Annotated in this window: 22 protein-coding genes; 13 read left to right on the top strand and 9 right to left on the bottom strand. The window is 74.3% G+C overall.

What is annotated here, in order from left to right:
* The first annotated feature begins 2 nt into the window (after nucleotides 1–2).
* From C569_RS0108345 to C569_RS0108330, 4 genes are all read left to right on the top strand, one after another.
* On the top strand, nucleotides 3–1,400 hold the full coding sequence (locus C569_RS0108345; protein WP_018785339.1) for an NYN domain-containing protein: 1,398 nt from the start codon (nucleotides 3–5) through the stop codon (nucleotides 1,398–1,400).
* Between the two features lie 204 nt (nucleotides 1,401–1,604).
* Complete coding sequence (locus tag C569_RS0108340; RefSeq protein ID WP_018785338.1) at nucleotides 1,605–1,838, top strand: hypothetical protein; 234 nt, start codon at nucleotides 1,605–1,607, stop codon at nucleotides 1,836–1,838.
* Nucleotides 1,839–1,972: 134 nt separating this feature from the next.
* Complete coding sequence (locus C569_RS0108335) at nucleotides 1,973–3,232, top strand: M48 family metallopeptidase (protein WP_018785337.1); 1,260 nt, start codon at nucleotides 1,973–1,975, stop codon at nucleotides 3,230–3,232.
* Nucleotides 3,229–4,353 (top strand): glycosyltransferase family 4 protein, encoded by a 1,125-nt coding sequence (locus C569_RS0108330; RefSeq protein ID WP_026267862.1) that lies wholly within the window; start codon nucleotides 3,229–3,231, stop codon nucleotides 4,351–4,353. The genes C569_RS0108335 and C569_RS0108330 overlap by 4 nt, the downstream gene beginning before the upstream one ends.
* 16 nt (nucleotides 4,354–4,369) lie before the next feature.
* Here the strand turns inward: C569_RS0108330 and C569_RS0108325 are convergent, their stop codons facing one another.
* The 5 genes from C569_RS0108325 to C569_RS0108305 all read right to left on the bottom strand — a co-directional run bounded on the left by C569_RS0108325 (nucleotide 4,370) and on the right by C569_RS0108305 (nucleotide 11,322).
* Nucleotides 4,370–6,046, bottom strand: a complete 1,677-nt coding sequence (locus C569_RS0108325; RefSeq protein WP_231394745.1) for a bifunctional diguanylate cyclase/phosphodiesterase — start codon at nucleotides 6,044–6,046, stop codon at nucleotides 4,370–4,372.
* 76 nt (nucleotides 6,047–6,122) lie between these two features.
* Nucleotides 6,123–6,935, bottom strand: a complete 813-nt coding sequence (locus C569_RS0108320) for an SAM-dependent methyltransferase (RefSeq protein ID WP_018785334.1) — start codon at nucleotides 6,933–6,935, stop codon at nucleotides 6,123–6,125.
* A 199-nt stretch (nucleotides 6,936–7,134) separates the two neighbouring features.
* Nucleotides 7,135–7,803 (bottom strand): response regulator transcription factor, encoded by a 669-nt coding sequence (locus C569_RS0108315; RefSeq protein WP_013287678.1) that lies wholly within the window; start codon nucleotides 7,801–7,803, stop codon nucleotides 7,135–7,137.
* Nucleotides 7,804–7,810: 7 nt separating this feature from the next.
* Nucleotides 7,811–9,505, bottom strand: a complete 1,695-nt coding sequence (locus tag C569_RS0108310) for a GAF domain-containing sensor histidine kinase (RefSeq protein WP_018785333.1) — start codon at nucleotides 9,503–9,505, stop codon at nucleotides 7,811–7,813.
* A 14-nt stretch (nucleotides 9,506–9,519) separates the two neighbouring features.
* Entirely contained in the window at nucleotides 9,520–11,322 is a 1,803-nt protein-coding gene (locus C569_RS0108305; RefSeq protein WP_026267861.1) for a long-chain fatty acid--CoA ligase, read from the bottom strand.
* 165 nt (nucleotides 11,323–11,487) lie between these two features.
* On the opposite strand from C569_RS0108305, the gene C569_RS0108300 reads away from it, so the two are divergent.
* From C569_RS0108300 to C569_RS0108270, 6 genes are all read left to right on the top strand, one after another.
* The gene (locus C569_RS0108300) at nucleotides 11,488–11,964 is read left to right on the top strand and encodes an SRPBCC family protein (RefSeq protein WP_018785331.1); all 477 of its coding nucleotides are present in this window, start codon (nucleotides 11,488–11,490) and stop codon (nucleotides 11,962–11,964) included.
* A 21-nt stretch (nucleotides 11,965–11,985) separates the two neighbouring features.
* The gene (locus C569_RS0108295) at nucleotides 11,986–12,618 is read left to right on the top strand and encodes a hypothetical protein (protein WP_018785330.1); all 633 of its coding nucleotides are present in this window, start codon (nucleotides 11,986–11,988) and stop codon (nucleotides 12,616–12,618) included.
* A 73-nt stretch (nucleotides 12,619–12,691) separates the two neighbouring features.
* Nucleotides 12,692–13,639 carry an ROK family glucokinase gene (locus tag C569_RS0108290; RefSeq protein WP_026267860.1) on the top strand — a complete coding sequence of 316 codons (948 nt, stop codon included), beginning with the start codon at nucleotides 12,692–12,694 and terminating at the stop codon, nucleotides 13,637–13,639.
* A gap of 1 nt (nucleotide 13,640) precedes the next feature.
* On the top strand, nucleotides 13,641–14,339 hold the full coding sequence (locus tag C569_RS0108285; protein WP_026267859.1) for an endonuclease/exonuclease/phosphatase family protein: 699 nt from the start codon (nucleotides 13,641–13,643) through the stop codon (nucleotides 14,337–14,339).
* 461 nt (nucleotides 14,340–14,800) lie between these two features.
* On the top strand, nucleotides 14,801–16,207 hold the full coding sequence (locus tag C569_RS0108275) for an NAD(P)/FAD-dependent oxidoreductase (protein WP_018785326.1): 1,407 nt from the start codon (nucleotides 14,801–14,803) through the stop codon (nucleotides 16,205–16,207).
* Nucleotides 16,204–17,034 carry an alpha/beta hydrolase gene (locus C569_RS0108270; protein ID WP_018785325.1) on the top strand — a complete coding sequence of 277 codons (831 nt, stop codon included), beginning with the start codon at nucleotides 16,204–16,206 and terminating at the stop codon, nucleotides 17,032–17,034. The genes C569_RS0108275 and C569_RS0108270 overlap by 4 nt, the downstream gene beginning before the upstream one ends.
* A 16-nt stretch (nucleotides 17,035–17,050) precedes the next feature.
* On the opposite strand, the gene C569_RS0108265 is transcribed toward C569_RS0108270, so the two are convergent.
* From C569_RS0108265 to C569_RS0108255, 3 genes are all read right to left on the bottom strand, one after another.
* Nucleotides 17,051–18,469 (bottom strand): trehalose-6-phosphate synthase, encoded by a 1,419-nt coding sequence (locus tag C569_RS0108265; RefSeq protein WP_026267858.1) that lies wholly within the window; start codon nucleotides 18,467–18,469, stop codon nucleotides 17,051–17,053.
* 171 nt (nucleotides 18,470–18,640) lie between these two features.
* The gene (locus C569_RS0108260; RefSeq protein WP_018785323.1) at nucleotides 18,641–19,480 is read right to left on the bottom strand and encodes a DUF308 domain-containing protein; all 840 of its coding nucleotides are present in this window, start codon (nucleotides 19,478–19,480) and stop codon (nucleotides 18,641–18,643) included.
* 208 nt (nucleotides 19,481–19,688) lie between these two features.
* On the bottom strand, nucleotides 19,689–23,156 hold the full coding sequence (locus C569_RS0108255) for an adenylate/guanylate cyclase domain-containing protein (protein ID WP_081635917.1): 3,468 nt from the start codon (nucleotides 23,154–23,156) through the stop codon (nucleotides 19,689–19,691).
* Between the two features lie 139 nt (nucleotides 23,157–23,295).
* Here C569_RS0108255 and C569_RS0108250 point away from each other — a divergent pair, with 139 nt between their 5' ends.
* Nucleotides 23,296–23,538 (top strand): hypothetical protein, encoded by a 243-nt coding sequence (locus C569_RS0108250; protein WP_026267857.1) that lies wholly within the window; start codon nucleotides 23,296–23,298, stop codon nucleotides 23,536–23,538.
* Nucleotides 23,539–23,616: 78 nt separating this feature from the next.
* Here the strand turns inward: C569_RS0108250 and C569_RS0108245 are convergent, their stop codons facing one another.
* The gene (locus C569_RS0108245; protein ID WP_013287664.1) at nucleotides 23,617–24,309 is read right to left on the bottom strand and encodes a Crp/Fnr family transcriptional regulator; all 693 of its coding nucleotides are present in this window, start codon (nucleotides 24,307–24,309) and stop codon (nucleotides 23,617–23,619) included.
* 247 nt (nucleotides 24,310–24,556) lie between these two features.
* On the opposite strand from C569_RS0108245, the gene C569_RS0108240 reads away from it, so the two are divergent.
* Nucleotides 24,557–25,060, top strand: a complete 504-nt coding sequence (locus C569_RS0108240) for a polyadenylate-specific 3'-exoribonuclease AS (protein ID WP_018785320.1) — start codon at nucleotides 24,557–24,559, stop codon at nucleotides 25,058–25,060.
* Between the two features lie 58 nt (nucleotides 25,061–25,118).
* Nucleotides 25,119–25,622 carry a pyridoxamine 5'-phosphate oxidase family protein gene (locus C569_RS0108235; RefSeq protein WP_018785319.1) on the top strand — a complete coding sequence of 168 codons (504 nt, stop codon included), beginning with the start codon at nucleotides 25,119–25,121 and terminating at the stop codon, nucleotides 25,620–25,622.
* Nucleotides 25,623–25,798 lie beyond the last annotated feature (176 nt).

Genomic DNA, 25,798 nt, shown 5'->3' with positions numbered 1-25,798 from the left:
TCATGCCCCTCACCGAGCCGCACGACGACCGCTCCTCCGCGGAGGAGCCGGTGGTCGGTGTGCCCGCCGACGAGGAGGCGCCGGCAGCGATCGAGCCCGAGCCCGTGCTGCCCGAGCCGGTCCGGCAGCGGATCGTCACGCTGACCGCCGCCGTGCTGCCCGGCCTGCCCGCCGACGAGGTGCCCGTGCCGCTGCGGCGGGTCGCCAAGTTCGCCCCCAACCGCCGCGCGCGCCTGGGCGCGCCCGCGATCGCCGCCCAGCTCACCGCCGACCCGCTGTTCCGGCAGCGGATCACCGCCCGGGTGCTCGCCGACGCCGGTGACCTGGGCGCGGCGGTGGTCGAGGGCACCGCGCCCGCCGCCGCCGACCCGGTCGAGGTGGCCGCCCTGGCCTACCTGGCCCGGCCCCGCAGCTGGCGGGAACTGATCGAGGCCAGCGGCGAGGCGGTACGCGCCGAGGCCGACAGCGCGGTCGTGGCCGAACTGGTCCGCGAGGCCGAGCAGCGGGCCGCCCGCGCCGAGCACGACCGGGCGGTGGCCCGGGTCGAGGCGGAGAAGCTGCGCGACGAACTGGCCCGGGTGCGGGAGGAGCTGGGTCAGCTCCGCGAGGAGGCGCGCCAGCTGACCCGTACCCTGCGGGAGACCCAGGCCCGGGAGCGCAAGGCCACCGAGATGCTCGCCACCGAGCGGGGGCGGGCGACCCGTGCCGCCGCCGACGCGGACGCGGAGCTGCGCCGCGCCCGGGCCCGGCTGGCTGAGGCGGAGGCCACCGCCGGGGTGGCCCGGGCCAGCGCCAAGGAGGCCCGCTCGGTCGACGACGCGCGGCTGTGGCTGCTGCTGGAGACGATCGGCCAGGCCGCCGTGGGGCTGCGCCGCGAGCTGGCGCTCGACCCGGTGGACAAGCTCCCGGCCGACTTCGTCGCCGACGCGTTCGCCGAGCAGCCGGGCGCGGCAGCGGCCGGCCCGTCGACCCGGGCCCGCGACACCGACGACCCGGCCCGCCTCGACCAGTTGCTCGCGCTGCCGCGGGCGCACCTGGTGGTGGACGGCTACAACGTGACCAAGCGCGGCTTCGGCGAGATGTCGCTGGAGCAGCAGCGCAAGCGGCTCATCACCGGGCTGGGCGGGATCGCCGCGCAGACCGGGGACGAGGTCACAGTCGTCTTCGACGGCGCCGAGCGGATCCACGGGCTGCCCCCGGCTCCGCGCGGCGTACGCGTGCTGTTCTCCCGCAAGGGCGAGACCGCCGACGAGCTGATCCGCCGGCTGGTCCGCGCCGAGCCGGCCGGGCGGCCGGTGGTGGTGGTCTCCTCCGACCGCGAGGTCGCCGACGGGGTACGCCGGCACGGCGCGTACCCGCTGGGCGCCGACTCGCTGCTGCGGCGCCTGGCCCGGTCCTGAACTTCGCTCTCACCTGATCGACGCCAGGTCGGGGAGGTGGCGGGTCGAGGGCGTGTTGATCGCGCCACTTCGGCGTACTGGTTCGGGTTCGCGGCGGGTGCTGCCTCGTTGTCCGGTTCTGTCATACCCGAGCGTTAGCGTTCCGGTGACCGACGGTGGTGGTCCCTTGCCCGAGCGCCACCGGCGACCTGTCAGGAGGCGTTGATGCTCATCGACTGCGACACCTGCGGCAACCGCGGTGCCGGCTGCTCCGGCTGCCTGGTGACCGCACTGCTCGACTCCGACCCGGCCGACCTGGGCCCGGCCGAGCACCGGGCGATCGAGGTGTTCGCGCGGGCCGGGTTCGAGGTCGAGGTGCTGCCACCCGCGCCCGCCGCGGCGCCGGCCCCGAGACGGGCGCCGCCGCCCCGCCGCACCGGCTGCCGCCGGATCGCCTGACGCTCCCGCTGCCCGCTGCCCGCTGCCCGCTGCCCGCTGCCCGCTGCCCGCTGCCCGCGCCGGGCAATAGGATGGGCGGTCACGGCGGGAGGGGGCGGCATGACTCGGACCGGGCACGACGGCGGGGCGGGGCGATGACCCCGCGCGCCTGGGCGTTGCTGACCCTCGGCGGCCTGGTGGTCGCGCTGCTCGTGGCGGTGGCGCTGCTGGTGCCGTGGAGCCGTCCGCCGGCACCCCGCGCCGACCAGCTCGCGGCGCTGCGGGATCTCCCGGCCGAGCAGGTGACCCGGGGCCGGGCGTTCCACGGCGCGCTGCGCCCGGCGGTCTGGTCGGCGCTGGCGGTCGGGCTGGTGGTGGCGCTGCTGCTCGGGCTGACCCCGCTGGGCGGGCGCCTGGTCGAACTGGTCGGCCGGCCGTTCGGCGGGCACTGGATCGCGCAGGCCGTGCTCGGCGGGCTGGCCGTCGTGTTCCTCGCCGACCTGCTCACGCTGCCGTTCGCGGCCTGGCGAAGAACCGTGCTGGTCCGGTACGGGCTGAGCACCCAGGGCTGGGGCGGCTGGGCGGTCGACCTGCTCAAGTCGTACGCGGTCAGCGCGGTGATCGGCGCGCTGGTACTGCTCGGCTTCTACACCGTGGTCCGGCTCGCCCCGCGCTGGTGGTGGGCGTTCGGCGCGGCCGGAGCGGCGGCCCTGGTGGTGGTGCTGTCGTTCGTGCTGCCGGTGCTGGTCGAGCCGGTGTTCAACCGGTTCACGCCGATGGAGCCGGGCCCGCTGCGCAGTGAGCTGACCGCGATGGCCGCCCGGGACGGCGTACCGGTGCGTGACGTGCTCGTCGCCGACGCGTCCCGGCGCACCAGCGCGGTGAACGCGTACGTCTCCGGGCTCGGCCCGACGCGGCGGGTGGTCGTCTACGACACGCTGCTGCGCGAGGCGGAGCCGGCCGAGGTGACCAGCGTGGTCGCCCACGAGCTGGGGCACGCCAAGGACCGGGACGTGTGGACCGGCACGGTGCTCGGCGCGCTCGGCGCCGCCGCCGCCGTGGTGGCGCTCTACCTGATCGGCTCGTGGACGCCGCTGCTACGGCTCGCCGGCGTCGACTCGATCGCCGAGCCGCGGGCGTTCCCACTGCTGATCGCGCTGGTCACGGTCGCCGGCCTGCTCGCCACCCCGGTCCAGGCGCTGGTCTCGCGCCGGATCGAGGCCCGCGCCGACGCTCACGCGCTGGCACTCACCGGCGACCCGGCGACGTTCGAGGCGATGCAGCGGCGACTGGCCGGGGTCAACCTGGCCGACCCCGACCCGCCGCGCTGGGAGCGCCTCTGGTCGGCGACCCACCCGTCCACCGTGGAGCGGATGGCCGCCGCCCGCGCCTACGCCAGGGAGTCCGGCCGATGAGCCGTACCTTGCTGATCACCAACGACTTCCCGCCGCGCCCCGGCGGCATCCAGTCGTTCGTGCACAACCTCGCGGTACGCCAGCAGCCCGGCTCGGTGGTGGTGTACGCGTCGAGCTGGCGCGGGGCGGAGAAGTTCGACGCCGACCAGCCGTTCGAGGTGGTCCGGGAGCAGACCCGGGTGCTGCTGCCCACCCCGCTGATCGCCCGGCGGGCGGCGCGGCTGGCGCGCGCGTACGACTGCGACACCGTGTGGTTCGGCGCGGCGGCCCCGCTGGGGCTGCTCGCGGGGGGCCTGCGGCGGCGGGCCGGGATCCGCCGGGCGGTGGCGCTCACCCACGGCCACGAGGTCGGCTGGGCGGCGCTGCCCGGCGCCCGGTCGGCGCTGCGCCGGATCGGCCGGGGCGTGGACGTGACCACCTACCTCGGCGAGTACACCCGGGCGCGGCTGGCCCGCGCGCTGGACGGGCTGACCGAGTTGCGGCGGCTCGCGCCCGGCGTGGACGTGGAGACCTACCACCCGGATGTCGACGGCGGGCGGGTCCGGTCGCGGCTCGGGCTGGCCGACCGGCCGGTGGTGGTGTGCGTGTCGCGGCTGGTGCCCCGCAAGGGCCAGGACATGCTGATCCGCGCGCTGCCGGAGATCCGCCGCCGGGTGCCCGACGCCGCGCTGCTCGTGGTCGGCGGCGGCCCGTACCGCTCGACGCTGGAGAAGCTGGCCCGGCAGACCGGGCTGGAACGCGACGTGGTCTTCACCGGCTCGGTGCCCTCCGCCGAGCTGCCCGCCCACTACGCGGCCGGTGACGTCTACGCGATGCCGTGCCGCACCCGCAACCGGGGCCTGGACGTGGAGGGCCTCGGGATCGTCTACCTGGAGGCGAGCGCGACCGGGCTGCCGGTGGTGGCCGGCGACTCCGGTGGTGCCCCGGACGCGGTCCGCGAGGGGGAGACCGGGTACGTGGTCGGCGGCCGGAACGTGGCCCAGCTCGCCGACCGGGTGGCCACACTGCTCGCCGACCGGGACCTGGCCCGGCAGTTCGGCGCCGCCGGCCGCGCCTGGGTGGAGCGGGAGTGGCGCTGGGAGACGCAGGCGCAGCGGATGGCCGCCCTGCTGGCCGGCTGACCGCGCGCCGGTTGGGTCAGGAAGCCGCGTCGACGTGGGCGGGCACCCGGCCCAGGTGCGGCGCGGCCGGGCCGGGACGGCCGAAGTGCCAGCCCTGCCCGGCGTCGCAGCCGATCGCGCGCAGCCGGTCCGCCTGGTCGGCCGTCTCCACGCCCTCGGCGGTGACGGTGAGGTCCAGCGCGTGCGCCAGCGAGACGAGCGAGGCGAGGATCCGCTCGTCGGTACGGCTGCCCGGCGCGCGCAGGCCGGTCACGAACTCGCCCGCCACCTTCAGCTCGTCGACCGGCAGGTCCCGCAGGTACGCGAGGTTGCAGTAGCCGGTGCCGAAGTCGTCGATGGCGACCCGGACCCCGAGGTCGCCGAGCACCCGCAGGGCCCGCACCGGCTCGACCACCGTGCTCATCATGGTGCTCTCGGTGATCTCCAGTTGCAGCCGGTGCGGCGGTAGGCCGGTGCGCCCGAGCACCCCCCGTACCTCGGTCACCAGGTCGGCGCGGTGCAACTGCCGCACGGCGAGGTTGACGCTGACGAACGGCGCGTCGCCGTCCGCGCCCGGCCAGGTGCCCGCCTCGCGGCACGCCTCGGCCAGCACCCAGCTGCCGAGCCGGACGATCAGCCCGGTCTCCTCGGCCAGCGGGATGAAGCTGTCCGGCCGCAGCACACCCAGCTCCGGGTGACGCCAGCGCACCAGCGCCTCCATGCCGAGCACCCGCCCGTCGCGCAACGACGTCAGCGGCTGGTAGTCGAGGTAGAACTCGCCCCGGTCCAGCGCGGCGGGGATCGCCGCGGAAAGCGCGTACCGGGCCAGCTCGCGGCGGTTGCGGTCGGCGTCGAACAGCGACCAGCGGGCCCCACCGGCGGCCTTGGCCCAGTGCAGGGTGCTGTCGGCCGCGCGCATCAGGTCCATCGGCGAGGTGCCTGTCACCGGGCGCTCCACGATGCCGATGCTGGCCGACACGGTCAGCTCGTGGCCGGCGACGAGCGCCGGTTCGCGTACCGCGGCCAGCGCCGCCTCGGCGACCTTCACCGCGTCGTCGGTGCCGGCGGTGCGTTCGACCAGGATCACGAACTCGTCGCCGCCGAGCCGTGCGACCAGGTGTTCGCCGAGCGCCCGGTGCAGGCGCTGCGCCACAGTGACCAGCAGCGAATCGCCGATCTGGTGGCCGAGGGAGTCGTTTACGACCTTGAACCGGTCCAGGTCGAGGAAGCAGACACCGACCCGGTCGGCGCCCCGCCCCGGCGCGGTGATCGCGGCGGTCAGCCGTTCGGTGAACAGCGTGCGGTTCGGCAGGCCGGTGAGCGGGTCGTGGGTGGCCTGGTGCCGGAACCGGGCCTCGCTGTCGCGCAGCGCCCGTTCCGCCTGCGCCCGGGCCATCATGGCGGCGCGGCGGATGGACTCCTGCTCGTCCAGCGTGCGGTCGCGCAGGGCGCGGGCGTACCCGGTGGCGACGGTGGCGAGCAGCCGGGCCATCCGGTCCTCGACGTCGTCGACGACCAGGTCGAGATCGCGGACCAGGCGTAGCTGGATCACCTCGACGGTGCGGCCCAGCCCTTCCGCGGAGGCGATGTGCGCCTGCACCAGCTCCGCGCCGACCTGCTGGCCGATCCGCAGGTCGAACGGCTCGGCGCGCAACGCCTGGGCGAGCCGGTCGGTGAGCCGCTGCAGCATCTCCTCCAGCTGCGCCTGGGTCATCGGCAGGTAGCTCGTGCCGGACACCGCCTTGGCCCAGGCCCGGGCGAACACGCCGGGCCGGCAGCGGGTCGCGTCGTCACCCACCGAGCCGCCCGACCCCGCCCATGAACACGGCCCGTTCGGCGTTCTCCGCCTGGTCGGGGGAGTCCGGCCGCCACTGCGGCACCCACACCACACCCGGGTCGACCAGCTCGAAGCCGTCGAACAGCGCGGTCAGCTCGGATCGGCTGCGGACCCAGAGCTGGCTGTCGGTGCGCCGGTAGACCCGTTCCGCCTCGGCCCGCTCGCCGGTGCCGTCGCGGCCCTCATCGCTGGCCTGGGAGAGCACCAGGTGGCTGCCGGGTGCCAGCGCATCGCGCAGCGTCCGGAGGATCTCCTCGGGCCGGTCGGCGTCCGGGACGAAGTGCAGCACCGCCACGACCATCACGGCGACCGGCCGGCTGAAGTCCAGCAGCCGGGTGACCTCCGGGTGGGTCAGGATCGCCTCCGGGTTGCGCAGGTCCTCCTGGAGCACCGCGGCGTGCGCGTTGCCGGCCAGGATCTCCTGACTGTGCGCCACCGCCACCGGGTCCACGTCGACGTAGACCACGCGCGACTCCGGATCGATCCGCTGGGCGATCTCGTGCACGTTGCCGACGGTCGGGATGCCGGAGCCGATGTCCAGGAACTGGCGGATGCCCGCCTGGGCGAGGTATTGCACCGCCCGGCGCAGGAACGCGCGGTTGGCCTGGGCCATCAGCGGCGCCTCCGGCACCGCCTCCACCATCGCGCGGGCGGCCGCCCGGTCGGCGGCGAAGTTGTGCGAGCCGCCGAGGTAGTAGTCGTACATGCGGGCGACGCTGGGGCGCTCGATGTCGATGGTCTCGGGTGCCCAGTCCGGCCGCTGCATGTCCTGCCCCTCGGGTGTCGGCGACACGCGGTCGTCACCGCCGCGCGGATCACCCGGGTATTCTGCCCCTCCGCCGCCGCGCTGCAAAGACCGCCGTCACTGGGCGTCCGGCCGCTCACCGTGCGCGACCACATCGGGGCCGGGAACGCCGAGAGGCCCGCGTCCGAGGTGGACGGGGCCTCTTCCGGCGGTGCGCCGTTCAGAACTTCGGGGCGTCCGGGGCCTCCAGCAGCCCCAGCCGCAGCGCGGTCATCAGGGCCTGCGCCCGGTTGGCCGCACCCAGCTTCTCGTAGAGCTTCGAGATGTGGGTCTTGGCGGTCGACTCGCTGACGAACAGCTGCTTGGCGATGCCGGCCACGCTCATGCCGTCGGCGAGCAGACGCAGCACCTGGCCCTCACGGGGGGACAGCTGCGGGCCGGACGGCGCAAGCCGGCGCTTCATCGCCTCGGCCAGGTCGGCGGCGGTGAACGCGCTGGGGGAGGAGGCGGCGTGCCGGGCGGCGGCCACCACCTCGTCGGCCGGGGCGGTCTTCGGCACGAACGCGCTCGCGCCCGCCTCCAGGGCGCCGAAGAGCTGGTCGTCGCCGGCGTACATGGTCAGCACGACGATGCCCATGGACGCGCTGGACTTGCGCAGGGCACGGGTGGCCTCCAGGCCGCTGCCGTCGGGCAGGCGGAGGTCCATGATCACCACGTCGGGCTGGAGCGCACCGGCCTGGCGCACGCCCTCCGCCGCGGTGGCCGCCTCGCCCACGACCTCGAACTGGCGGTCCCGCTCGAACGCGTGACGCAGCCCCTTGCGGATGAGGTCGTGGTCGTCGACCAGGAGAACCTTGGTACGGGTGGCCGGTGTCGGACTGCTGGTCATCCTCGGGTTACTCCCCTTCTGCTGCTGCGGCGCTGCCGCGCACCTTATCGCGCCGGGGCGACGAACCGAGCACCACCGCCACAGTCGTCCCACTCGGCTGTCGCGGCCTGATCTCCAACCGGCCTCGGATACGTTCCGCCCTCTCGGCCATGATCGCAAGGCCATAGTGCCCGTCCGGGCGCTGGTCACCGATGCCGTGACCGTCATCCGACACTTCGATCCGGGTGTACGGGGGATCCACCTCGCACGTGACCCACAGGTTCGACGCGCCGGCGTGCTTGCGCGCGTTGGTCACCGCCTCCTGCGCGATGCGCAGCAACTCGGCCTCGGTGGCGGCCGGCAGCCGGGCGGTGGACTCGTCCAGCGACAGGTGCACCCGCAGGCCGCCGGAGGCGCCGACGGTGCGGGCGTACTCGGCGATCGCGGCGGCCAGGCCACCGTGCCGGTCCACCTCGCTGCGCAGCTCGAACAAGCTCAGCCGCAGCTCGGTGATCACCCGGGTGACCTCCTGGCGCAAGGTCCGCAGCGAGTCGGCGGTCTCCTCGGCGTCGTCGTGGACGGTGGCCAGCGCGTTGTCGATGCCGTACCCGACCATGACCAGCTCCTGGGCGACCCCGTCGTGGATCTCCCGGGCCAGCCGCTGCCGCTCCTCGTTCGTCGCCAGCGAGCGCACCTCGTCGAAGAGCAACGCCGCCTCCAGCCGCAGCGCCGCCGGGCCGGTCAGCGCCGTCACCCGGGACACCACCGGCGGCGGGTACGCGGCGGCGGTGTCCGCCTCGATCACCACCAGGCCGACGGTGCGTACGCCCGCCACCAGCGGGACGATCAGCGCGGAGACCTCGCCGGAGTGCCGGGACCGGGCCTGCGAGCGGGCCGAGACGGTCGGCTGCTGGCTGGCCCAGGCGTCGGCGATGGCCGAGTCGGCGTCGAGCGTGGTCTCCCAGTCGACCCGGTCCGCGCCGATCTGCGCGAGCACCACGAGCCGGCCGCCGCCGCTGGCGGACAGCACCGCGCCCCGGTCGGTCTTGGCCACCACCCGCAGTTCCTCCAGCAGGTGCTCGGAGATGCCGCCCGGGTCCAGCGTGGCGCCGGGCAGCTGGCGGGCGACCGTACGGAGCTGGGTGAGCAGGCGGGTCGCCTCGGCGTACGGCTGGGGTTTGCCCTCGCCGCGCACCCGCATGACGCGCTGGAGCGTGCCGGCGGTGTAGAGGCCGAGCCCGGCGAGGATCAGCCACTGGGCGCAGACCGCGAGGTAGCCGACCTGGCCGAGCTGCGGTCCGCCGTCGACCTGGGTGAACGCGGCGCTGGCCAGCAGCGTCGCCGCCGCCACGGTGAGCAGCGCGGCACCTTCGCGGAACCGGCGGCTCAGCGCGGTGACGGTGACCGGCACGGCGAGGTACGGCAGCACCGCCGAGGCGCCCACCCCGCCGGTCACGCCGGACAGGTGGGTGTCGGCGGCGACCTGGCTGGCCGCCAGCCCGAGCACCACGACCTCGGCGAAGCGGCTGATCGGGGCGAGCAGCCGGTGCTGGGGGGCGAGCACGGCGGGCAGGCCGGCGACGCCCAGCAGCGCGATCCACCAGAGCTGGGTGGCGTCGCGGGTGGCGAACAGGGTCAGGGCGGCGACCAGCGCGAGGACGACCGCGCGAGCCGCCGCGGCGAGGGGCTGCGTCGACGGCTGGCGGGATGTGGAGGCGGGCACGTGACGGATGGTAGTCAGCCCCGGTAGATCTCGGCGATCTCCGCGGCGTACGTCTTGTGCACGACCTGACGCTTGACCTTCAGCGACGGGGTCAGCTCGCCGGTGGTCTCGGTGAAGTCCTGCGGCAGGATCCGGAACACCTTGATCGCCTCGGCCTTGGAGACCGCCTGGTTGGCCTGGTCGACCGCGGACTGCACCTCGGCGCGCAGCGCCGCGTCCTCGCGCAGCTCGGCGATGCTCGTGGTCTCCGGGCGCCCCTGCCCGGCCAGCCACTTCGGCAGCGCCTCCTCGTCGATGGTGACCAGCGCGGCGATGAACGGCTGCCGGTCGCCGATCACCACGCACTGGCTGATCAGCGGGTGCGCCCGTACCTGGTCCTCCAGCACCGCCGGGGCGACGTTCTTGCCGCCGGCGGTCACGATGATCTCCTTCTTCCGGCCGGTGATGCTCAGGTAGCCGTCCTCGTCGAGCCGCCCGAGGTCGCCGGTGCGGAACCAGCCGTCGGCGGTGATCGCCTCGGCGGTGGCCGCGTCGTTGTGCCAGTAGCCCTGGAAGACGATGTCGCCGGCGATGAGGACCTCGCCGTCGTCGTCGATCCGGATGGTGACGCCGGGCAGCGGGCGGCCGACGGTGCCGATCCGGGTGCCGGTGGGCAGGTTGGCGGCGGCGGCCGGGGAGGTCTCGGTGAGGCCGTACCCCTCGCAGATGGTCACTCCGACGCCGCGGAAGAAGTGCCCGAGCCGCGCGCCGAGCGGTGCGCCGCCGGAGATGGCGTCGCGGCACCGGCCGCCCATCGCCGCCCGCAGCTTGCGGTAGACCAGCTTGTCGAAGACGGCGTGCTGGGCGCGCAGCCCCAGGCCGGGACCGCCGGGCAGTTCCTGCGCCTCGCTCCACGCGATGGCGACCTTCTCCGCGCGGTCGAAGATCTTGCCCTTCCCCTCGGCCTCGGCCTTCTGCCGCGCGCCGTTGTAGACCTTCTCGAAGACCCGGGGTACGGAGAGCACGAACGTCGGCTTGAAGTCCTGGAGCTCGGCGACCAGGTTCTTGGTGTCGGAGCAGTGCGCCATGGTGGCCCGGGCGTGCACCACGCCGACCTGGATGAGCCGGGCGAAGGCGTGCGCGAGCGGCAGGAACAGCAGGGTGGAGGCGCCCTGGCGGAACAGGTTCGGCAGCACCGGCACCGCGTTGGCGATGTCGGAGTAGATGTTGCGGTGGGTCAGCACGCAGCCCTTGGGCCGGCCGGTGGTGCCACTGGTGTAGATGATCGTGGCGACGTCGTCGGCCTTGAGCAGCGAGCGGCGGGTCTCCACCTCGGCCTGGTCCACCGACGCGCCGGCGGCGACCAGGTCGTCGACCGCGCCCAGGTCGATCTGCCACACCTCGCGCAGTTCGGGCAGCCGGTCCCGGACGCCGGCGACCAGGGTGGCGTGCGCGGTGCTCTCCACCACCACGGCGACGGCGCCGGAGTCGCCGAGGATCCAGGCGGCCTGCTCGGCGCTGGAGGTCTCGTAGATCGGCACGGTCACCGCGCCGGCCGCCCAGATCGCGTAGTCGAACAGCGTCCACTCGTAGCGGGTGCGGCTCATCAGGCCGACCCGGTCGCCGGGGGAGACGCCGGCCGCGATCAGGCCCTGCGCCACCGCCGCCACCTCGTCGCGGAACTGGCGGCAGGTGACCTCCTCGCGCGCGTCCGTCCCCGCGCCGGGGCGGACGAACTGCACGGTGTCCGGGGCGACCTCGGCGTTTTCCCAGACCGGGTCGGTCAGGGTGGCCGCGTCGCCGACGGTGACGATCGGCGGGACGGAGAACTCGCGCACCTGCACTCCCTCGTGCTCTACCGGCGGGGCCGGCCTGGTCGGCTCTGTCGAAACCTACCCGCACACCCAGGGGGGTCTGCCAGGGAGGTTGCCCGCCCGGCTGGTGGGACGCCGTCCGGCGGGTGGAGCGGGACCGGCCGCGGGGCGGCCGGGTAGCCTCCCCCCATGGCGGACACCTCCACCCAGTCGATCATCATCGGCGCGTCACCGGACCGGGTGGCGGCGGTCATCTGCGACTTCCCGAGTTATCCCGAGTGGGCCGAGGCGGTACGCCGGGCCGAGGTGATCGAGGAGTACGAGGACGGCTACGCCAGCCAGGTCCGGTTCACCCTCGACGCGGGCGTGATGGCCGACGAGTACGTGCTGGCCTACGAGTACGCCGAGGACATCTCCCGGATCGAGTGGCACCTGGTCGCCGCGTCGAAGATGCAGCGCTCCCAGCGCGGGTCGTACGACCTGGCGGGCAACGCGGACGGGACGACCACGGTGACCTACACGCTTGAGGTGGAGCTGTCCGTGGCGATGCTCGGCATGTTCCGCCGCAAGGCCGAGAAAATGATCATGGATGCGGCGTTGAAGCAGCTCAAGCGCCGGGTAGAAGCACCCGGTGCGGCGCACGAGACCCGACCGTCGTCCCGGTAGTCACGCTGGAGGAGCCGAACCATGGGCACCACTGATCCGGGTTCGGCCCGGGAAGAGGCCGAGCGCCTCGTCGCCACACTGCTCGCCGGCGCGAAGATGGCCGCCGCCGCACCCGGCTCCGGTGCCTGGGGTCCGCTCGGTGGGATCCTCTCCGGTGTCCTCGGTCACACCCCGCCCGGCGCCGGCCCGGCCCCGGAGACGCCCGCGCCCGCCGGTTTCGCCACCGGCTCGCCGGAATGCTGTGTCTGCCCCGTCTGCCGCGGTATCGCCGCGTTGCGCGATCCGAGTCCGGAATTCGCCGAGCGGCTCGCCACCGGCGCCGGGGACCTGGCGGCCGGAGTGGCGAGCGTGCTGCGGGCGTTCACCCCGGCCGAACCGGAGCGATCCGCCGACGCCGGCACCGCCGCTCCGGAGGGATCCGGGGACCACGTGTGGCGCGAGGCGACCCGTAGCGGGCATGATTCTCAGCCGGCACCCGAGCAGGACGTGTGGTCCGCCGCCACCCGGGGGGAGGGCGCGGCCGATGCGGGTGCCGCCGACGCCGCCGGGCCGCCGGAGCCGGCGACGAGCCGGCCACCGGCCGGCCGTCCCGCGGTGCCCGCCTCGCGGGCGTCCGGAGAGGTGGGCGCGGACGCACCAGGCGACGGGGCCTGACCACCGGACATCCCGGGACCGTACGGCCGGTTCGGCCGGTTCCCGGGCAGCACAGCAGAGGGGAGTGGCAGCGGTGACGCTGACCATCGGAGTCGACGTCGGTGGCACGAAGGTGGCCGGCGGTGTCGTGGACGACGCCGGCACGGTACTCGTGCAGACGCGACGGGACACCCCCGCCGACGACGTGGCCAAGACCCGCGACGTCATCATCGAGGTGGTCACCGAACTGGCCGCCGGTCACGCCGTGGAGGCGGTCGGCATCGGCGCGGCGGGCTGGATCGACGCCTCCCGCTCGACCGTGCTGTTCGCCCCGAACCTGGCCTGGCGGGACGAGCCGCTGCGCACGTACGTCGGCGACGCCACCGGTCTGCCGGTGATCGTGGAGAACGACGGGAACGTGGCCGCCTGGGCGGAGTTCCGCTACGGCGCGGCCCGCGACGCCGACGACTCGATGGTCATGTTCACCATCGGCACCGGTGTCGGCGGCGGCATCGTGCTCGGCGGTGGCCTGGTCCGTGGCGCCAACGGCATCGCCGCCGAACTGGGCCACATGCTCACCGTGCCGGACGGCCACCAGTGCGGCTGCGGCCGGCTCGGTTGCATCGAGCAGTACGCCAGCGGCAGCGCCCTGGTCCGCTTCGCCCGCGCGGCCGCCCGGCAGGAGCCGCACCGGGCGACCGCGTTGCTGGAGCTGGCCGGGGGCGAGGCCGAGACGATCACCGGCCCGATGGTGACCGCCGCCGCGAAGGGCGGCGACCCGGTCTCCACCGAGGCGTTCGCCCAGGTCGGCCGCTGGCTCGGCACCAGCCTCGCCGACATGGCGCAGATCCTCGACCCGCAGGTGCTGGTGGTGGGCGGCGGCGTGATCGACGCCGGTGACCTGCTGCTCGGCCCGACCCGGCGGTCGTTCGCCGACGCGCTGGCCCAGCGCAGCCGCCTGCCCGTCGCCGAGGTGCGCCCGGCCGAGCTGGGCAACACCGCGGGCGTGATCGGCGCCGCCGACCTGGCCCGGCGGATCTGACATGACTGATGCGGGTGTGCCGCTGCGGGTCCTGTCGTACAACATCCACAGCCAGCGTGACGACGCCGCCGCGCTGGCCGAGGTGGTCCGGACCGCCGCGCCGGACGTGGTGATCGTCCAGGAGGGACCGCGCCGGTTCCGGTGGCGGCAGAAGTGCGCCGCGCTGGCCGAGTCGTTCGGCATGGTGGTGGCGGCCGGCGGCCTGCCGTCGCTCGGCAACGTGTTGCTGACCAGCCTGCGGGTGCGCGCCGTCGACACCAGCTGCCAGCGGTATCCGCTGACGCCGGGGCGGCACATGCGCGGCGCCGCGTACGCGCAGTGCCGGGTCGGCGGCGTCGACGTGCTGCTGGCCGGCTCGCACCTGTCCACCGACCCGGCCGAGCGTCCGGCCCAGGCGGCGGCGTTCAAGCGGGAACTGGCTGCGTCCACGCTGCCCGTGGTGGCCGGCGCGGACGTCAACGAGGGCCCGGACGGCCCGGCGTGGCAGACGCTCGCCGAAGGGCTCACCGACACGGCGCTCGCCGCCGACCGGGCCGACCGGCTGACGTACTCCTGCGCCGACCCGCGCCGCCGCATCGACGCGCTGTTCGTCGATCCCCGGATCACTGTGGTCGACTACGACGTGGTGGACACCCCGGCGGCCCGCCGGGCCAGCGACCACTTCCCGGTCCTGGTCGACCTGCTGCTGCCCACCGCCTGACCGGCACGGACCGCCGGGCCGCACCGTGCCCGGCGGCCCGTCCGCGCCCGACGCCTGCGCCGCGCGCCGTCCGCGCTTGCGCAGCAGCCGGACCGCGGAGGCGGTGACGCACGGTGAGGTCCAGCGGCCGGCGGGCTAACCGCTTCGCCGCCTTTGCTCTGCCGCCATATGCGCACCAGCTACCCACTGTGACCGGCGGGCCGCGTTCCGGCCGGATGGCCGCGAGACATCAGGGCAGCTCGCGGCGGTGCTGCGTCAGTGGCGGCAGAGCAAAGGGCGAACGAGGGTACGCCGTCCGCGCAGCCGGTCCACTCACGCTCGGTGACCGACCCGGTGGTGACGCTGTGTCGGGGAAGCCCGGCGGGTGGGCGGTGCCGGATCGGGTGGCTGGACAACGGCTGGCATTCTCGGCAGGATTTCGCTCCGACCCGGCACGCGTGCCGCACAAAGGAGAATTCCCGGTGTCCTCCTCCACCGACCTCGGCCGCCCCGATCCGGACCGGACGGTCGTACCGAGCCGCGACGACCGCCCGGTCTCCGACCGGGGCGACACGGTCTGCGTCATCGGCGCCGGCGCCAGCGGCCTGACCGCCGTGAAGAACCTGCGCGAAGCGGGCTTCGGCGTGGACTGCTACGAGCGGGAGACGGGCGTCGGCGGCGCCTGGAACTGGCGGCACGACCGCAGCCCGGTGTACGCCAGCACCCACCTGATCTCGTCCCGGCCGTTCACCCAGTTCCCCGACTTCCCGATGCCGGACGACTGGCCGGACTACCCGCACCACAGCCAGCTGCTGTCCTACTTCGAGCGGTACGCCGACCACTTCGACCTGCGCCAGCACGTCTGGTTCGGCACCGAGGTGGTCCGCGTCGAGCCGGTCGAGGGGGACCGCTGGGACGTGACCACGCGCAGCACCGGCGGCTACGGCCCCGAGCGCACCTCCCGGTACGCCGCAGTGGTGGTCGCCAACGGCCACAACTGGTCGCCCAAGCTGCCCCGCTACGAGGGGCTGGAGGAGTTCCGGGGCGAGGTCATGCACGCCTCGTCCTACAAGGACCCGGCGCAGCTGCGCGGCAAGCGGGTGCTCGTGGTCGGGGCCGGGAACACCGGCTGCGACATCGCGGTGGAGGCGGCCCAGCAGGCGTCGCGCTGCTGGCACTCCACCCGCCGCGGCTACTGGTACGCCCCGAAGTACGTCCTCGGCCGCCCCGCCGACCAGGTGAACGACACGCTGCTGGCGCTGCGGGTGCCGTTGCGGGTACGGCAGTGGCTCTACCACTGGACGCTGCGGCTGACCGTCGGCGACCTGACCCGGTTCGGCATGCCGAAGCCGGACCACCGGGTCTACGAGACGCACCCGATCGCCAACAGCCAGCTCGTCTACTACGTCGGCCACGGCGAGGTCACCCCGGTGCCGGACGTGGCCCGGTTCGACGACCGCGCGGTGGAGCTGACCGACGGCCGCCGGATCGACCCGGAGCTGGTCGTCTTCGCCACCGGCTACCTGCCGCGCTTCGAGTTCCTCGCCGGCCGGGTGCTCGGCGACGAGGACGGCTCCGGGCGGCCCCGGCTGTGGCTCAACGCGTTCACCGCCGGTCACCCCACGCTCGCCGTGGTCGGCCTGGTGCAGCCGGACTCCGGCATCTTCGCGATCTCGCACTGGCAGAGCGTGCTGTTCGCCCGGCTGCTCACGCTGCGCGCCACCCGGCCGGAGCTGGCCGCCGTGTTCGACCGCAAGGTCCGGGCCGGTCTGGGCGAGCGGTACTCGGCAAAGGTCAAGGACAGCACCCGGCACTGGTTCGAGGTCGGGCACGCCGACTACCTGCGCGCGCTCCAGCGGGCGCTGCACGAGCTGGAGGACGGTAAATGACGGCGACGACGGATCGTGTCCGGGTGGTCCGGTCCTGGGAGTGGGCCCGGCCGGAGCGGCCCGCCCGTCGCGAGGTGCTCGCCGCCGTACCGGAGCGGGAGGAGGCGAAGCCGCCGCTGCTGTTCGTGCCCGGGTTCGGGCACGGGGCGTGGGCGTTCGCCGAGCACTGGCTGGGGCACGCCGCCGGTCGCGGCTTCCCGGCGTACGCGCTGAGCCTGCGCGGGCACGGCGGCAGCGAGCCGGCGCCGGAGGCGACGCTGCGGTCGTACACCCATGACGTGACGCAGGTGGCGGCGAGCCTGCCGCGGCAGGCGGTGCTGGTGGGGCACGGCGCCGGTGCCCGGGTCGTGGCGCACGCGATGGCCCGCTACCCGGTGCGGGCCGCGGTGCTGGTGGCGCCGGTGCTCGGCGGCTGGGCGACGTTCGGCACGGCGTTGCGGCGCAACCCGGCCGGCACCGTCCCGGCGGTCTTCGGCGCCGGGCTGCGGCTCAACCGGCGGCAGTTGTTCAGCCGGGAGCTGCCGGACGCCGACGCGCGGCGGCACCTGGCCCGGCTGGGCCGGGCCGGACGGCGGGCGCAGTGGCAGCTGCTGACCGGCCGGGCACCGGAGCCGGCGGTCGGCCGGCCACCGGTGCTGGTGCTCGGCAGCCCGGACGACCGCGTGCTCCCGGCCACGGCGCTGACCAGGGCCGCCCGGCGGTACGCCTCGGCGCCGCTGCTGTTCCCCGGCATGGGGCACGACCTGATGCTCGACGCCCGTTGGCGCGAGCCGATCGACGCGATCCTGGACTGGCTGGACAAGGACCCGGCGCCCACCCACGGGTGAGCGCCGGGGGCCCGGGTCATCGGGCGGCGGGGCGGCGGCCGGCGAGGGTTCCGCTCTCCTCCAGCGCGCTGAGGTAGGACGCCGCCCAGGCGTGGATGTCGTTGCGGGCCAGGTGGTCGCGCATCGCGCGCATCCGGGCCGCGACGTCCTCCGGGCCGGCCCGCAGCGCGGCCAGCAACCCCTGCTTGAGGCCGTCGAGGTCGTGCGGGTTGACCAGGTACGCCTGTTCCAGTTCGGAGGCGGCGCCGGCGAACTCGCTCAGCAGCAGCGCGCCGGTGCCGTCGACCCGGGCCGCCACGTACTCCTTCGCGACCAGGTTCATGCCGTCGCGCAGCGGCGTCACCGCCATCACGTCCGCGACCCGGTAGAGCGCCACCAGTTCGGCGCGGTCGAACGGCTGTGTGAGGTAGTGGATCGCCGGCTCGCCGACCCGGCCGAACTCGCCGTTGATCCGGCCGACCTGGTGCTCCACCCGGTCGCGCAGGATCTGGTACTGCGCCACCCGGTCGCGGCTGGGCACCGCCACCTGGACCAGCACCGTGTCGCGGACCTTGATGTCGCCGTTGGCGAGCAGCTCCCGGTACGCCTTGAGGCGCTGCTCGATGCCCTTCGTGTAGTCCATCCGGTCGACGCTGAGGATCACGTGCTCGGGCCGGCCCAGGTCCTGCCGCAGCCGGTGGGCCCGCTCGGCGACCTCGGGGCGGGCGGCGAGCGCGGACATCTCGGCGGTGTCGATGGCGACCGGGAAGGCGCCGATGCGCACCACCCGGCCGTCCACGCCGATCCGCCGGTCGCTGGCGGGCAGGCCGAGCACCTTGGTGGCGAGCTGGGCGAAGTTGTGGGCGGCCTGGGCCCGCTGGAAGCCGACCAGGTCGGCACCGAGCATGCCGCGCAGCAGTTCGGCCCGGCGGGGCAGCTGCATGAACAGCTCCGGCGGCGGGAACGGCACGTGCAGGAAGAACCCGATCCGCAGGTCGGGGCGCAGCTCGCGGAGCAGGCCGGGCACCAGCTGGAGGTGGTAGTCCTGCACCCAGACCAGGCCGCCCGGCTCGGCCACCTGGGCCGCGGCCTCGGCGAACCGCTGGTTGACCCGCTGGTACGCCTCCCACCAGCGGCGGTGGTACTCCGGCTGTTCGACGGCGTCGTGGTAGAGCGGCCAGAGGGTGGCGTTGGCGAAGCCCTCGTAGTGGTCGCGGAAGTCGTCGGCGCTCAACGGCACGGTGTGCATCCGGACGCCGTCCACGTCCGGCAGCTCGGGTGCGGGACCGGTGCCGCCGGCCCAGCCCACCCAGGTCGCGGGTGTGTGCCGCAGCAGCGGGTGCAGGGCGCTCACCAGACCGCCGGGGCTGCGGCGCCACTCGAAGGCGCCGTCGGGCGCCACGCTGTCGTCGATGGGGAGGCGGTTGGCCACCACCACGAGGGGGCTCAGTCGCATCTCGGGCATTCCGCTCAGCAGGGGACCGGCGACCCGGAAGGAGACGCAAACCGGACAGCCGGTGCGGGACGTGACGTTCGGCCTATTCCTACTGACTGTAAGTTACACGCTTGTCACGCCCTCGCCCAGGGCGGGCGGCGTCCCGCTATCCGGGCGGCGCCCGGTGCCGCCTCAGACGACCGCGCCGTCGTCCGGGTCGTGGTCGTCCCGGTCGCCCGGGCGCAGTCGCCAGATCAGCATCACGAATCCGGCCAGGATGCCGGTGAAGCCGAGCAGCGTGACCACCGACGGGTCGACCAGCGACACCACGGTGGGGGACAGGAACAGCAGGAAGCCGAGCACGAAGCAGGCCACACCGAGCACCGCGTACTTGGAGAAGCGGGGCAGCGGGGGTGGCGGGGGCGGGGTGTAGTGCTCCTCGTCGGACGCCTCGTCGGGCAGGTTCGCGCCGAACGTGTCCAGGCCGTCGAGCAGCGAGGGCTCGTCGTGCCGGTCCCGGCTGAGCGAGACACCGGAGATGTCGGCGGCGTACGGCAGCCGGCGCACGTCGGTGGCGGTCGGGCCGGCGGGCTCCTCGGCCCGGCCGCCGGCGGCGGTGCCCGGCGCGGGCGGGTCGTCCACGTCCTCCGCGGTCGGCCAGGGGCGGCTGCCGGCGCTGGGCGCGGTGTGGAAGCCGGCGACGATCTTCGCCCACTCGGCCTCGATGTCCGGCTCGTCGGCGCGCGGCGGGTCGCCCGCGCTCTCGTCGGCGAGCTGGGTGAGGTAGTCGCGGGCGGTGGTCAGGTGCGACCTGTCGACGTAGAGCCGGTCGACCGGTCGGGCCGGGACGGTGGTGGTGCGGGTCACCGGGTTCAGGTCGGCCGAGGGCTGGAGGTAGGCCGCGATGCCACCGGCGGCGAGCACGTCGAGCAGGTGCTCGCCGACGCGTGGATCGACGTCGCCCGCGACCGCGTACTCGGCCGCGTCGAGCCCGTTGTCCCGTCGTCCCCGACGGGGCCCGCCCCCTGACACCGGACACCCCCTTCGCCGATCCCTGCCCGTGCCCTGAATCGTGACACGTCGGCACCCGGTTCCGGGAGTGCGTTGTGGCGTGCCGCTCGTCGTTCGTACCTCATCCCGGACTCTCGGAGGCACCGCCGCGAAAAGTAACATCCATCGCGAAAGCCAAATACTCCACCGGTAAGGGGCATCTACCCGCAGCCGGTCCCGGCCTGACCCCTCAGCCCGCCCCGGCGATCCGCAGCAGCCCGCCGGCGGCGTGCCGGCCGGCGAACGCGCGTACCCGGTGCAGCGTCGCCGCCGCGGCCGGCGGGTCCGCCTCGGTCAGCGGCCCGACCGCCAGCGCGTCCGCGATCATCTGGTCGGTGACGTCGGTCATCTCCGCGTACCCCTCGGCGGCGGCGGTGAGCAGCCGGCCCGCCCGCCCGGCGTCCCCGTCGCCCCGGGCCAGCGCCGCCTCGGCCGACCGCCCGGCCTGCCGCGCCCACCGGGTCACCCGTGGCGCGTGGGCCAGCAGGTCGCGCACCAGCACCGCGGCGTCGCCACCGAGCAGCGCGGCGACGTGACCGACCGCCGGCACCCACTCGGCGAACGGAATCATCGTGGTCTGCCGCCAGTCCTCGTCCAGCTCGGTCAGCAGCGCCATCGCCTCGTCCCGGCGGCCCTGCACCGCGCGGCAGAGCGCGGCGTGCGCCAGCGTGGAGCGCAGCACCCGCTGGAACCCGCTACGCCGGGCCGCGACGAGCGCCTGATCCACCAGGTCCTCGCCGGTGCCCGGGCCGCCCGGGTCGTCGCCGAGCGCCCGGATCCAACCGGACACGGCCACGATGTGCAGGTCCCACTCGTCGGTCGGGCGCCGGGTCGACCCCTCGGCCATCCGCAGCGCCGACGTCCAGTCCCCGCTGTAGTACGACCGGGCCCACTGGTCGCTGAAGCTCACCGTCAGGGCGTGCTCACCGGCCAGGTCCAGCGAGCGCTGCTCGTCGACCAGCCGCGCCGAGCCGGTCAGATCGCCCTCCTCCTGGAGCACCCAGGCCAGGTTGTGCATCGCGCGGCGGCGGCTGGTCAGCCGCTCCACCCGGCACTCCTCGGTCACGTCGGCCAGCTCGGCGTACGCCTCCTCGGCGCCGGCCTGGTAACGGACCACCGCGAGCGTGATACGCGCGTTCGCCCGGGCCTCCCGCAGCTCCAGCCGCTCGGCCAGCTCGGCGGCGGTGCGCGCGGCCACGCACGCCGGCTCGGTCTCGGCGTCGAGCATGTGCGCCCGGGCCAGCTCCAGCAGCACGCCCACCTTGTCCTCGCTGTCCGGCAGCGTGGCGTGCAGCCCGATCGCCCGGTCCAGGCAGCGCATCAGCTCCGAACGGTCGGCCCGCGCGAACGCCGCGGTGGCCAGCAGCCGCCACGCCTTCGCCGCGCCGGGCCGGTCACCCGCGTCGGCCAGCCGGCCGGCGAGCGCCGTGAGCAGCGCCGTGCCGCCGCCGTCGAGGAAGCCGTCCCGGTCCCGGTAAAACGCCAGCTCGGCCTGGAACAGCTCGAGCGCCGGGTCCGGGCCGCACTCCACGCTCAGCGCGCGGTCCACCAGCGTGGCCGCCGTCTCCAGCGCGTGCAGGTCGTACGCCCGGCGCGCGGCCCGGTGCAGCGCGGACCGGGTCGCGGCGGCCTGCGGTGCCTGGTCCAGACCGACCGTACGGGCGATCTCGTGCGCCGCCCACCTGTGGTTGGCCAGCACCTCGGCCAGGTCGTGCTGGCGGCCGTCGGCGAGCTGCTCCAGCCAGTCGGCGGTGCGCTGGTGCCGGGCGACCCGCTCGGCCCGGGGCAGCCGCTGATAGCAGACGTCCCGGACCAGCACGTGCCGGAACCGGTACTCCGCCTGGCCGGGCATGGTCGACACGGGCAGCTCGTAGACGAGGTCACGGCGCTGGAGGTGGTGCAGCGCGCGCTCGACCCACTCCGCCGGGCGGCCGAGCGCCAGCGCCACCGGCGCCGCCCAGAACTGCACGCCGACGACCGAGGCGGCCTGGAGCACCGCGCGGTCGGCGGGGTCGAGCAGGTCCAGCCGGTTGGCGATGACCGCCTGCACGGTACGCGGCATCCCGGCACCGCCGACGGGGTCGACGAGCGCGAGCGCGGCGGTCCGCTCGGCCAGCCCGCCGTCGAGCAGCATCCGCGCGTACTCCTGGGCGTAGAGCGGGTTGCCGTCGGCGAACTCGATCAGCGGTGCCCGCGCGTCCTGCGGCAGCGTGGCCTGGCCGAGCAGCAGCGAGTAGAGCGTGTCGATGTCCCCGTCGTGCATCGGCGGCACCGAGATGGACATCGCCCCGCTGATCGTGCCGGTCCAGGCGGGATGCCGCTCGCGCAGCTCCGGCCGGGCGGTCGCGACGACCAGCAGCGGCACGTTGCGGGCCGCCGCGCCGAGCTGCTCGACGAAGGACAGCATCGCCTCGTCGGCCCAGTGCATGTCCTCGAAGACGAGCACCGTGGGACCGGTCGCGGCCAGGGCGAGCAGGAAGCGCCGCCACGCCGCCTCGGTCTCGGCCGAGGTGAGCCGTTCGCCGGAGACGCCGACGAGTGGGCCCAGCGCCTCGGCCAGCCGTACCGCGTGCGGGTCGGTGAGGTGGCCCAGTCGCTCGCGCAGCCGTTCCCGGATGGTGGCCGGGTCGTCGGCGCCGGTCAGCCCGGCCCAGCTCCGGACGATGTCGGCCAGCGCCGCGTAGGTGACGTTCTCGCCGAACGGCGGGCACTGGCCGGTCAGCCAGGTGACCCGGGCGCCGGGCAGGCTGGCGGCGTGCCGGGCCAGCTCGCGCAGCAGCCGGCTCTTGCCCACCCCGGCCGGGCCGAAGACGGTGAGCAACTGCGAGGTGCGCTCGGTCAGCGTGCGGTGCAGCGCGCTGACCAGCAGGCCCCGCTCGTGGTCCCGGTCGACCATCGGGGTCAGCTCGGCGGTCTGGTCGTCGCGCCGTGGCTGTGCCCGTACGGCCAGCCAGATCCGGCTCACCGACGACCGGCCGCGCAACGTCACCGGTGGCTGGTCGTCGTACTCCATCTCGCGCCGGGTGGCCGCCCAGGTGCTCTCGTCGACCACCACGCCGCCGACCGGGGCGAGCCCCTGCAACCGGCTGGCGGTGTTCACCACGTCGCCGGTGACGAACGCCTGGCCGCCGTCGCGCGCCGCGGCCAGGTCGACCAGGGCCTCGCCGGTGGCGATGCCGACCCGGAACCCGAGCGGCGGATGCGGTCCGGCCGGCTGCCGGGCCAGGCTGCGTTGCAGCTCCAGGCCGGCGCGTACGCAGCGCAGCGCGTCGTTGTCGGTGGCCACCGGCGCGCCGAACAACGCCATGACGGCGTCGCCGATGTACTTCTCCACCACGCCGCCGTACTGGTGCACCAGCCGGCGCACCGTGGCGAAGTAGGCCTGTTGCAGGCCGCGGGCCTGCTCCGGGTCGGCCCGCTCGGCGTATGTCGTGAAGTCGACGATGTCGACGAAGAGCACGCTCACCTGGCGGCGGTCCTCCTGCACGGTGACCGCGTGGTCGCGCAGCGGCTGACCGCAGTTGGTGCAGAAGTTGGCGCCGGTGTCGTTGGCGTGGCCGCAGCCCGGGCAGGCCGCGGCCAGCGGACGGCCGCACCCACCGCAGAAACGGTCGTCCGGCCCGGCGGTCCGGGAGCAGTGTCCACAGGTGAGGTCGATGTCCGGCTCCGTACGCGTGAGGTCCCCAGTGTCCCGCGCGGCCGTGCAGTCGGGTACCCGACGGGTCGGCGGGACGTCACGGCTGTTCGGCCGGGTCTAGTCTCCCCTAGCAGGAAGTCCCGTCGACAGGGAGATTGCCGTGCACGTCCGGCTGTCCGCCTCATGGACCGATCCACGGGGGACGGTGTGGGCCGTCGGTGACACGGTCGACGTGGACGCTGTCACCCTCGCCGAACTGGAGGAAAAAGGCATGGTGGAGCAGCCCGCGGGCAGCGGATCGACCGAGACCACGACCACCACGACGACCCCGCCGAAGAAGACCGACCCGTCGAAGATCGGCCCGGGGCCGAGCGCGCCCCCGGCCGACACCGAGAAGGACTGACCGGGCGTACGACGAACTGGCGTACGACGAACGCGGCGGGGGCCGGCGGGACGACCGCCGGCCCCCGCCGTCGTCGCGTCAGCGGTCGTTCATGCCGGCCCGGCGGCGCAGCGCGGCCACGTCGGTGACCACGATGCGGCGTCCCTCGGTACGCAGCCAGCCCCGGCTGGCGAACGAGCCGATGGCCTGGTTGACGCTCTGCCGGGAGCCGCCCGCCATCTCGGCGAGCTGGCTCTGGTTCAACTCGATGGTGATCATCGGGGCCTGGCTCTCGCCGGCCAGCCGGACCAGCGTCTTGGCCACCCGGCCGGGCAGGTCGAGGAAGACGTGGTCGGCGTTCTGCTCGGTGAGCCGGCGGATCAGCTGGCCCAGCGAGCGCATCACCGCGTCCAGGATGCGCGGGTTGGAGTGCACCAGTTCCATGAACGCGGGCCGGGACAGCGCGAGCGCGGCGCAGTCCTCGATCGCCTCGGCCGACGCCGAGCGGGTGGAGGCGTCCAACAGGGACACCTCGCCGAGCACGTCCGGGGGTCGGATCACCGACAGCACCGCGCGCTCGCCGGTCGGGGCGGTGCGGAACACCGCCACCGCGCCGCGGCGCAGCACGATCAGCGACTCGCCGGGGTCGTTCTCGACGAAGAGAAGCTGGCCCTTGCGGTAGGTGCGCGGCACGGCGGCGGCGATGACACGCTGCCGCACCTCCGGCTCAAGCCCGGCGAACATCTCCACACCCGTGAGCGCGTCACCCGGCTCCGGCAGGCGAGACTCCACGGCTCAACCCCTCCCCGGTCAGAAGTCACGACTCGCACACCGGGTGAAGCTGTCAGTCCCGGTACGAGGCAGCTCAACCGGTTCGGCGCCCGACGGCGGTACACATCAGATCATGACGCTCCCGTCGCGTGCTGTACACCCCCGGAAACACTTCCGTGACCATGCCCGGCCGCCGCCGGTACGGCCGCCGACCTCGGCGGACGCCCCGGCGACCGGCCCGTGCCGGTAATGGGCGAGGATGGGGGCGATGGTCTACCGCTATTTCTACGACTGCGAATTCATCGAGGACGGCCGCATCGTCGACCTGGTGTCGATCGGCGTCGTCGACGAGTACGGCCGCGAGTTCTACGCGGTCTCCACCGAGTTCGACGACTCCCGGGCGGTGCCCTGGGTGCGGCGCAACGTGCTGGACAAGCTCCCGTCGCCGGCCGACCGGGCCTGGCGCTCCCGCGCGCGCATCCGCGACGACCTGCACGAGTTCCTGCTGGAGCCGGTGCGGGACCGGCCGGGCGAGCAGTTGGAGCTGTGGGCCTGGTACGCCGCCTACGACCACGTCGTGCTGGCCCAGCTCTGGGGTGCGATGCCGGCGCTGCCCCGGGAGATTCCCCGCTTCACCAAGGAGTTGCGCCAGCTCTGGGACGACCGGGGGCGTCCCCGGCTGCCGGACGCCGAGGCCGGTCGGCACGACGCTCTCGTCGACGCCCGGCACAACCTGGCGCGGTGGCGGGCGATGACGGCGCGGGAGGTTTGACCGGTTCCGCCCAGGGCACGGGAGCGGCATCTACGCCGATCCGAGACAGGAGTGCCCCATGAGCAATGAGCCGACAAACGCCGCGGACGCCCGCCGCCGGGTCACCGAGCTGATCCGGGACGCCCGGATCTGCCTGCTCACCACCACCGGCGTGGACGGGCGTCTGGTGAGCCGCCCGATGGGGTTGCAGGAGGCGGACTTCGACGGTGACCTGTGGTTCTTCGCGTACGCCGACTCGGCGAAGGTGCGGCAGATCCGGGTGAACCCGCAGGTGAACGTCGGTTTCTCCGACCAGCGCCACCACGCCTGGGTGTCGGTCGCCGGCACCGCCACCGAGGAGTGGGACCCCGATCGGGCGAAGGAGTTGTGGAACCCGCTGCTCAAGGCGTGGTTCCCGGACGGGCTGGACACGCCCGGGATCACGTTGATCAAGGTGCACGCCGGGTCGGCGGAGTACTGGGACTCGCCCGGCAGCACCATGGTCAACCTGCTCGGCTTCGCCAAGGCGGCGGTGACCGGCAAGCCGCCGAAGGCGGGGGAGAACCACGAGGTCAGCTACTGACGGGTAGCCCGACCGCCGTCCGGGACGGCCCGGGGTGCGGTGTCGGCGTACGCCTGTGCCGACTACAGTGCGCAGTGACGGCCCGCCCCGGGCCGGCAACGGCGCCGATGGTCTGATCTGACACATATCCTGGGGCTTATCCGGGCTTTACCTGATGCTCCAGGAGGATGAGCAGA

The sequence above is a fragment of the Micromonospora sp. CNB394 genome (assembly GCF_000374985.1).
Lineage (GTDB): Bacteria > Actinomycetota > Actinomycetes > Mycobacteriales > Micromonosporaceae > Micromonospora > Micromonospora marina.
This window is presented reverse-complemented; position numbering and strand designations above follow the sequence as displayed.

Excerpts from the sequence above, each read along its gene's own strand:
- C569_RS0108270 (WP_018785325.1), top strand. The coding sequence starts at position 16,204 with ATGACGGCGACGACGGATCGTGTCCGGGTGGTCCGGTCCTGGGAGTGG.
- C569_RS0108285 (WP_026267859.1), top strand. The coding sequence starts at position 13,641 with ATGACTGATGCGGGTGTGCCGCTGCGGGTCCTGTCGTACAACATCCAC.
- C569_RS0108300 (WP_018785331.1), top strand. The coding sequence starts at position 11,488 with ATGGCGGACACCTCCACCCAGTCGATCATCATCGGCGCGTCACCGGAC.
- C569_RS0108265 (WP_026267858.1), bottom strand. The coding sequence starts at position 18,469 with ATGCGACTGAGCCCCCTCGTGGTGGTGGCCAACCGCCTCCCCATCGAC.
- C569_RS0108240 (WP_018785320.1), top strand. The coding sequence starts at position 24,557 with ATGGTCTACCGCTATTTCTACGACTGCGAATTCATCGAGGACGGCCGC.
- C569_RS0108320 (WP_018785334.1), bottom strand. The coding sequence starts at position 6,935 with ATGCAGCGGCCGGACTGGGCACCCGAGACCATCGACATCGAGCGCCCC.
- C569_RS0108345 (WP_018785339.1), top strand. The coding sequence starts at position 3 with ATGCCCCTCACCGAGCCGCACGACGACCGCTCCTCCGCGGAGGAGCCG.
- C569_RS0108295 (WP_018785330.1), top strand. The coding sequence starts at position 11,986 with ATGGGCACCACTGATCCGGGTTCGGCCCGGGAAGAGGCCGAGCGCCTC.
- C569_RS0108330 (WP_026267862.1), top strand. The coding sequence starts at position 3,229 with ATGAGCCGTACCTTGCTGATCACCAACGACTTCCCGCCGCGCCCCGGC.
- C569_RS0108235 (WP_018785319.1), top strand. The coding sequence starts at position 25,119 with ATGAGCAATGAGCCGACAAACGCCGCGGACGCCCGCCGCCGGGTCACC.
- C569_RS0108325 (WP_231394745.1), bottom strand. The coding sequence starts at position 6,046 with ATGACCCAGGCGCAGCTGGAGGAGATGCTGCAGCGGCTCACCGACCGG.
- C569_RS0108335 (WP_018785337.1), top strand. The coding sequence starts at position 1,973 with ATGACCCCGCGCGCCTGGGCGTTGCTGACCCTCGGCGGCCTGGTGGTC.
- C569_RS0108315 (WP_013287678.1), bottom strand. The coding sequence starts at position 7,803 with ATGACCAGCAGTCCGACACCGGCCACCCGTACCAAGGTTCTCCTGGTC.
- C569_RS0108340 (WP_018785338.1), top strand. The coding sequence starts at position 1,605 with ATGCTCATCGACTGCGACACCTGCGGCAACCGCGGTGCCGGCTGCTCC.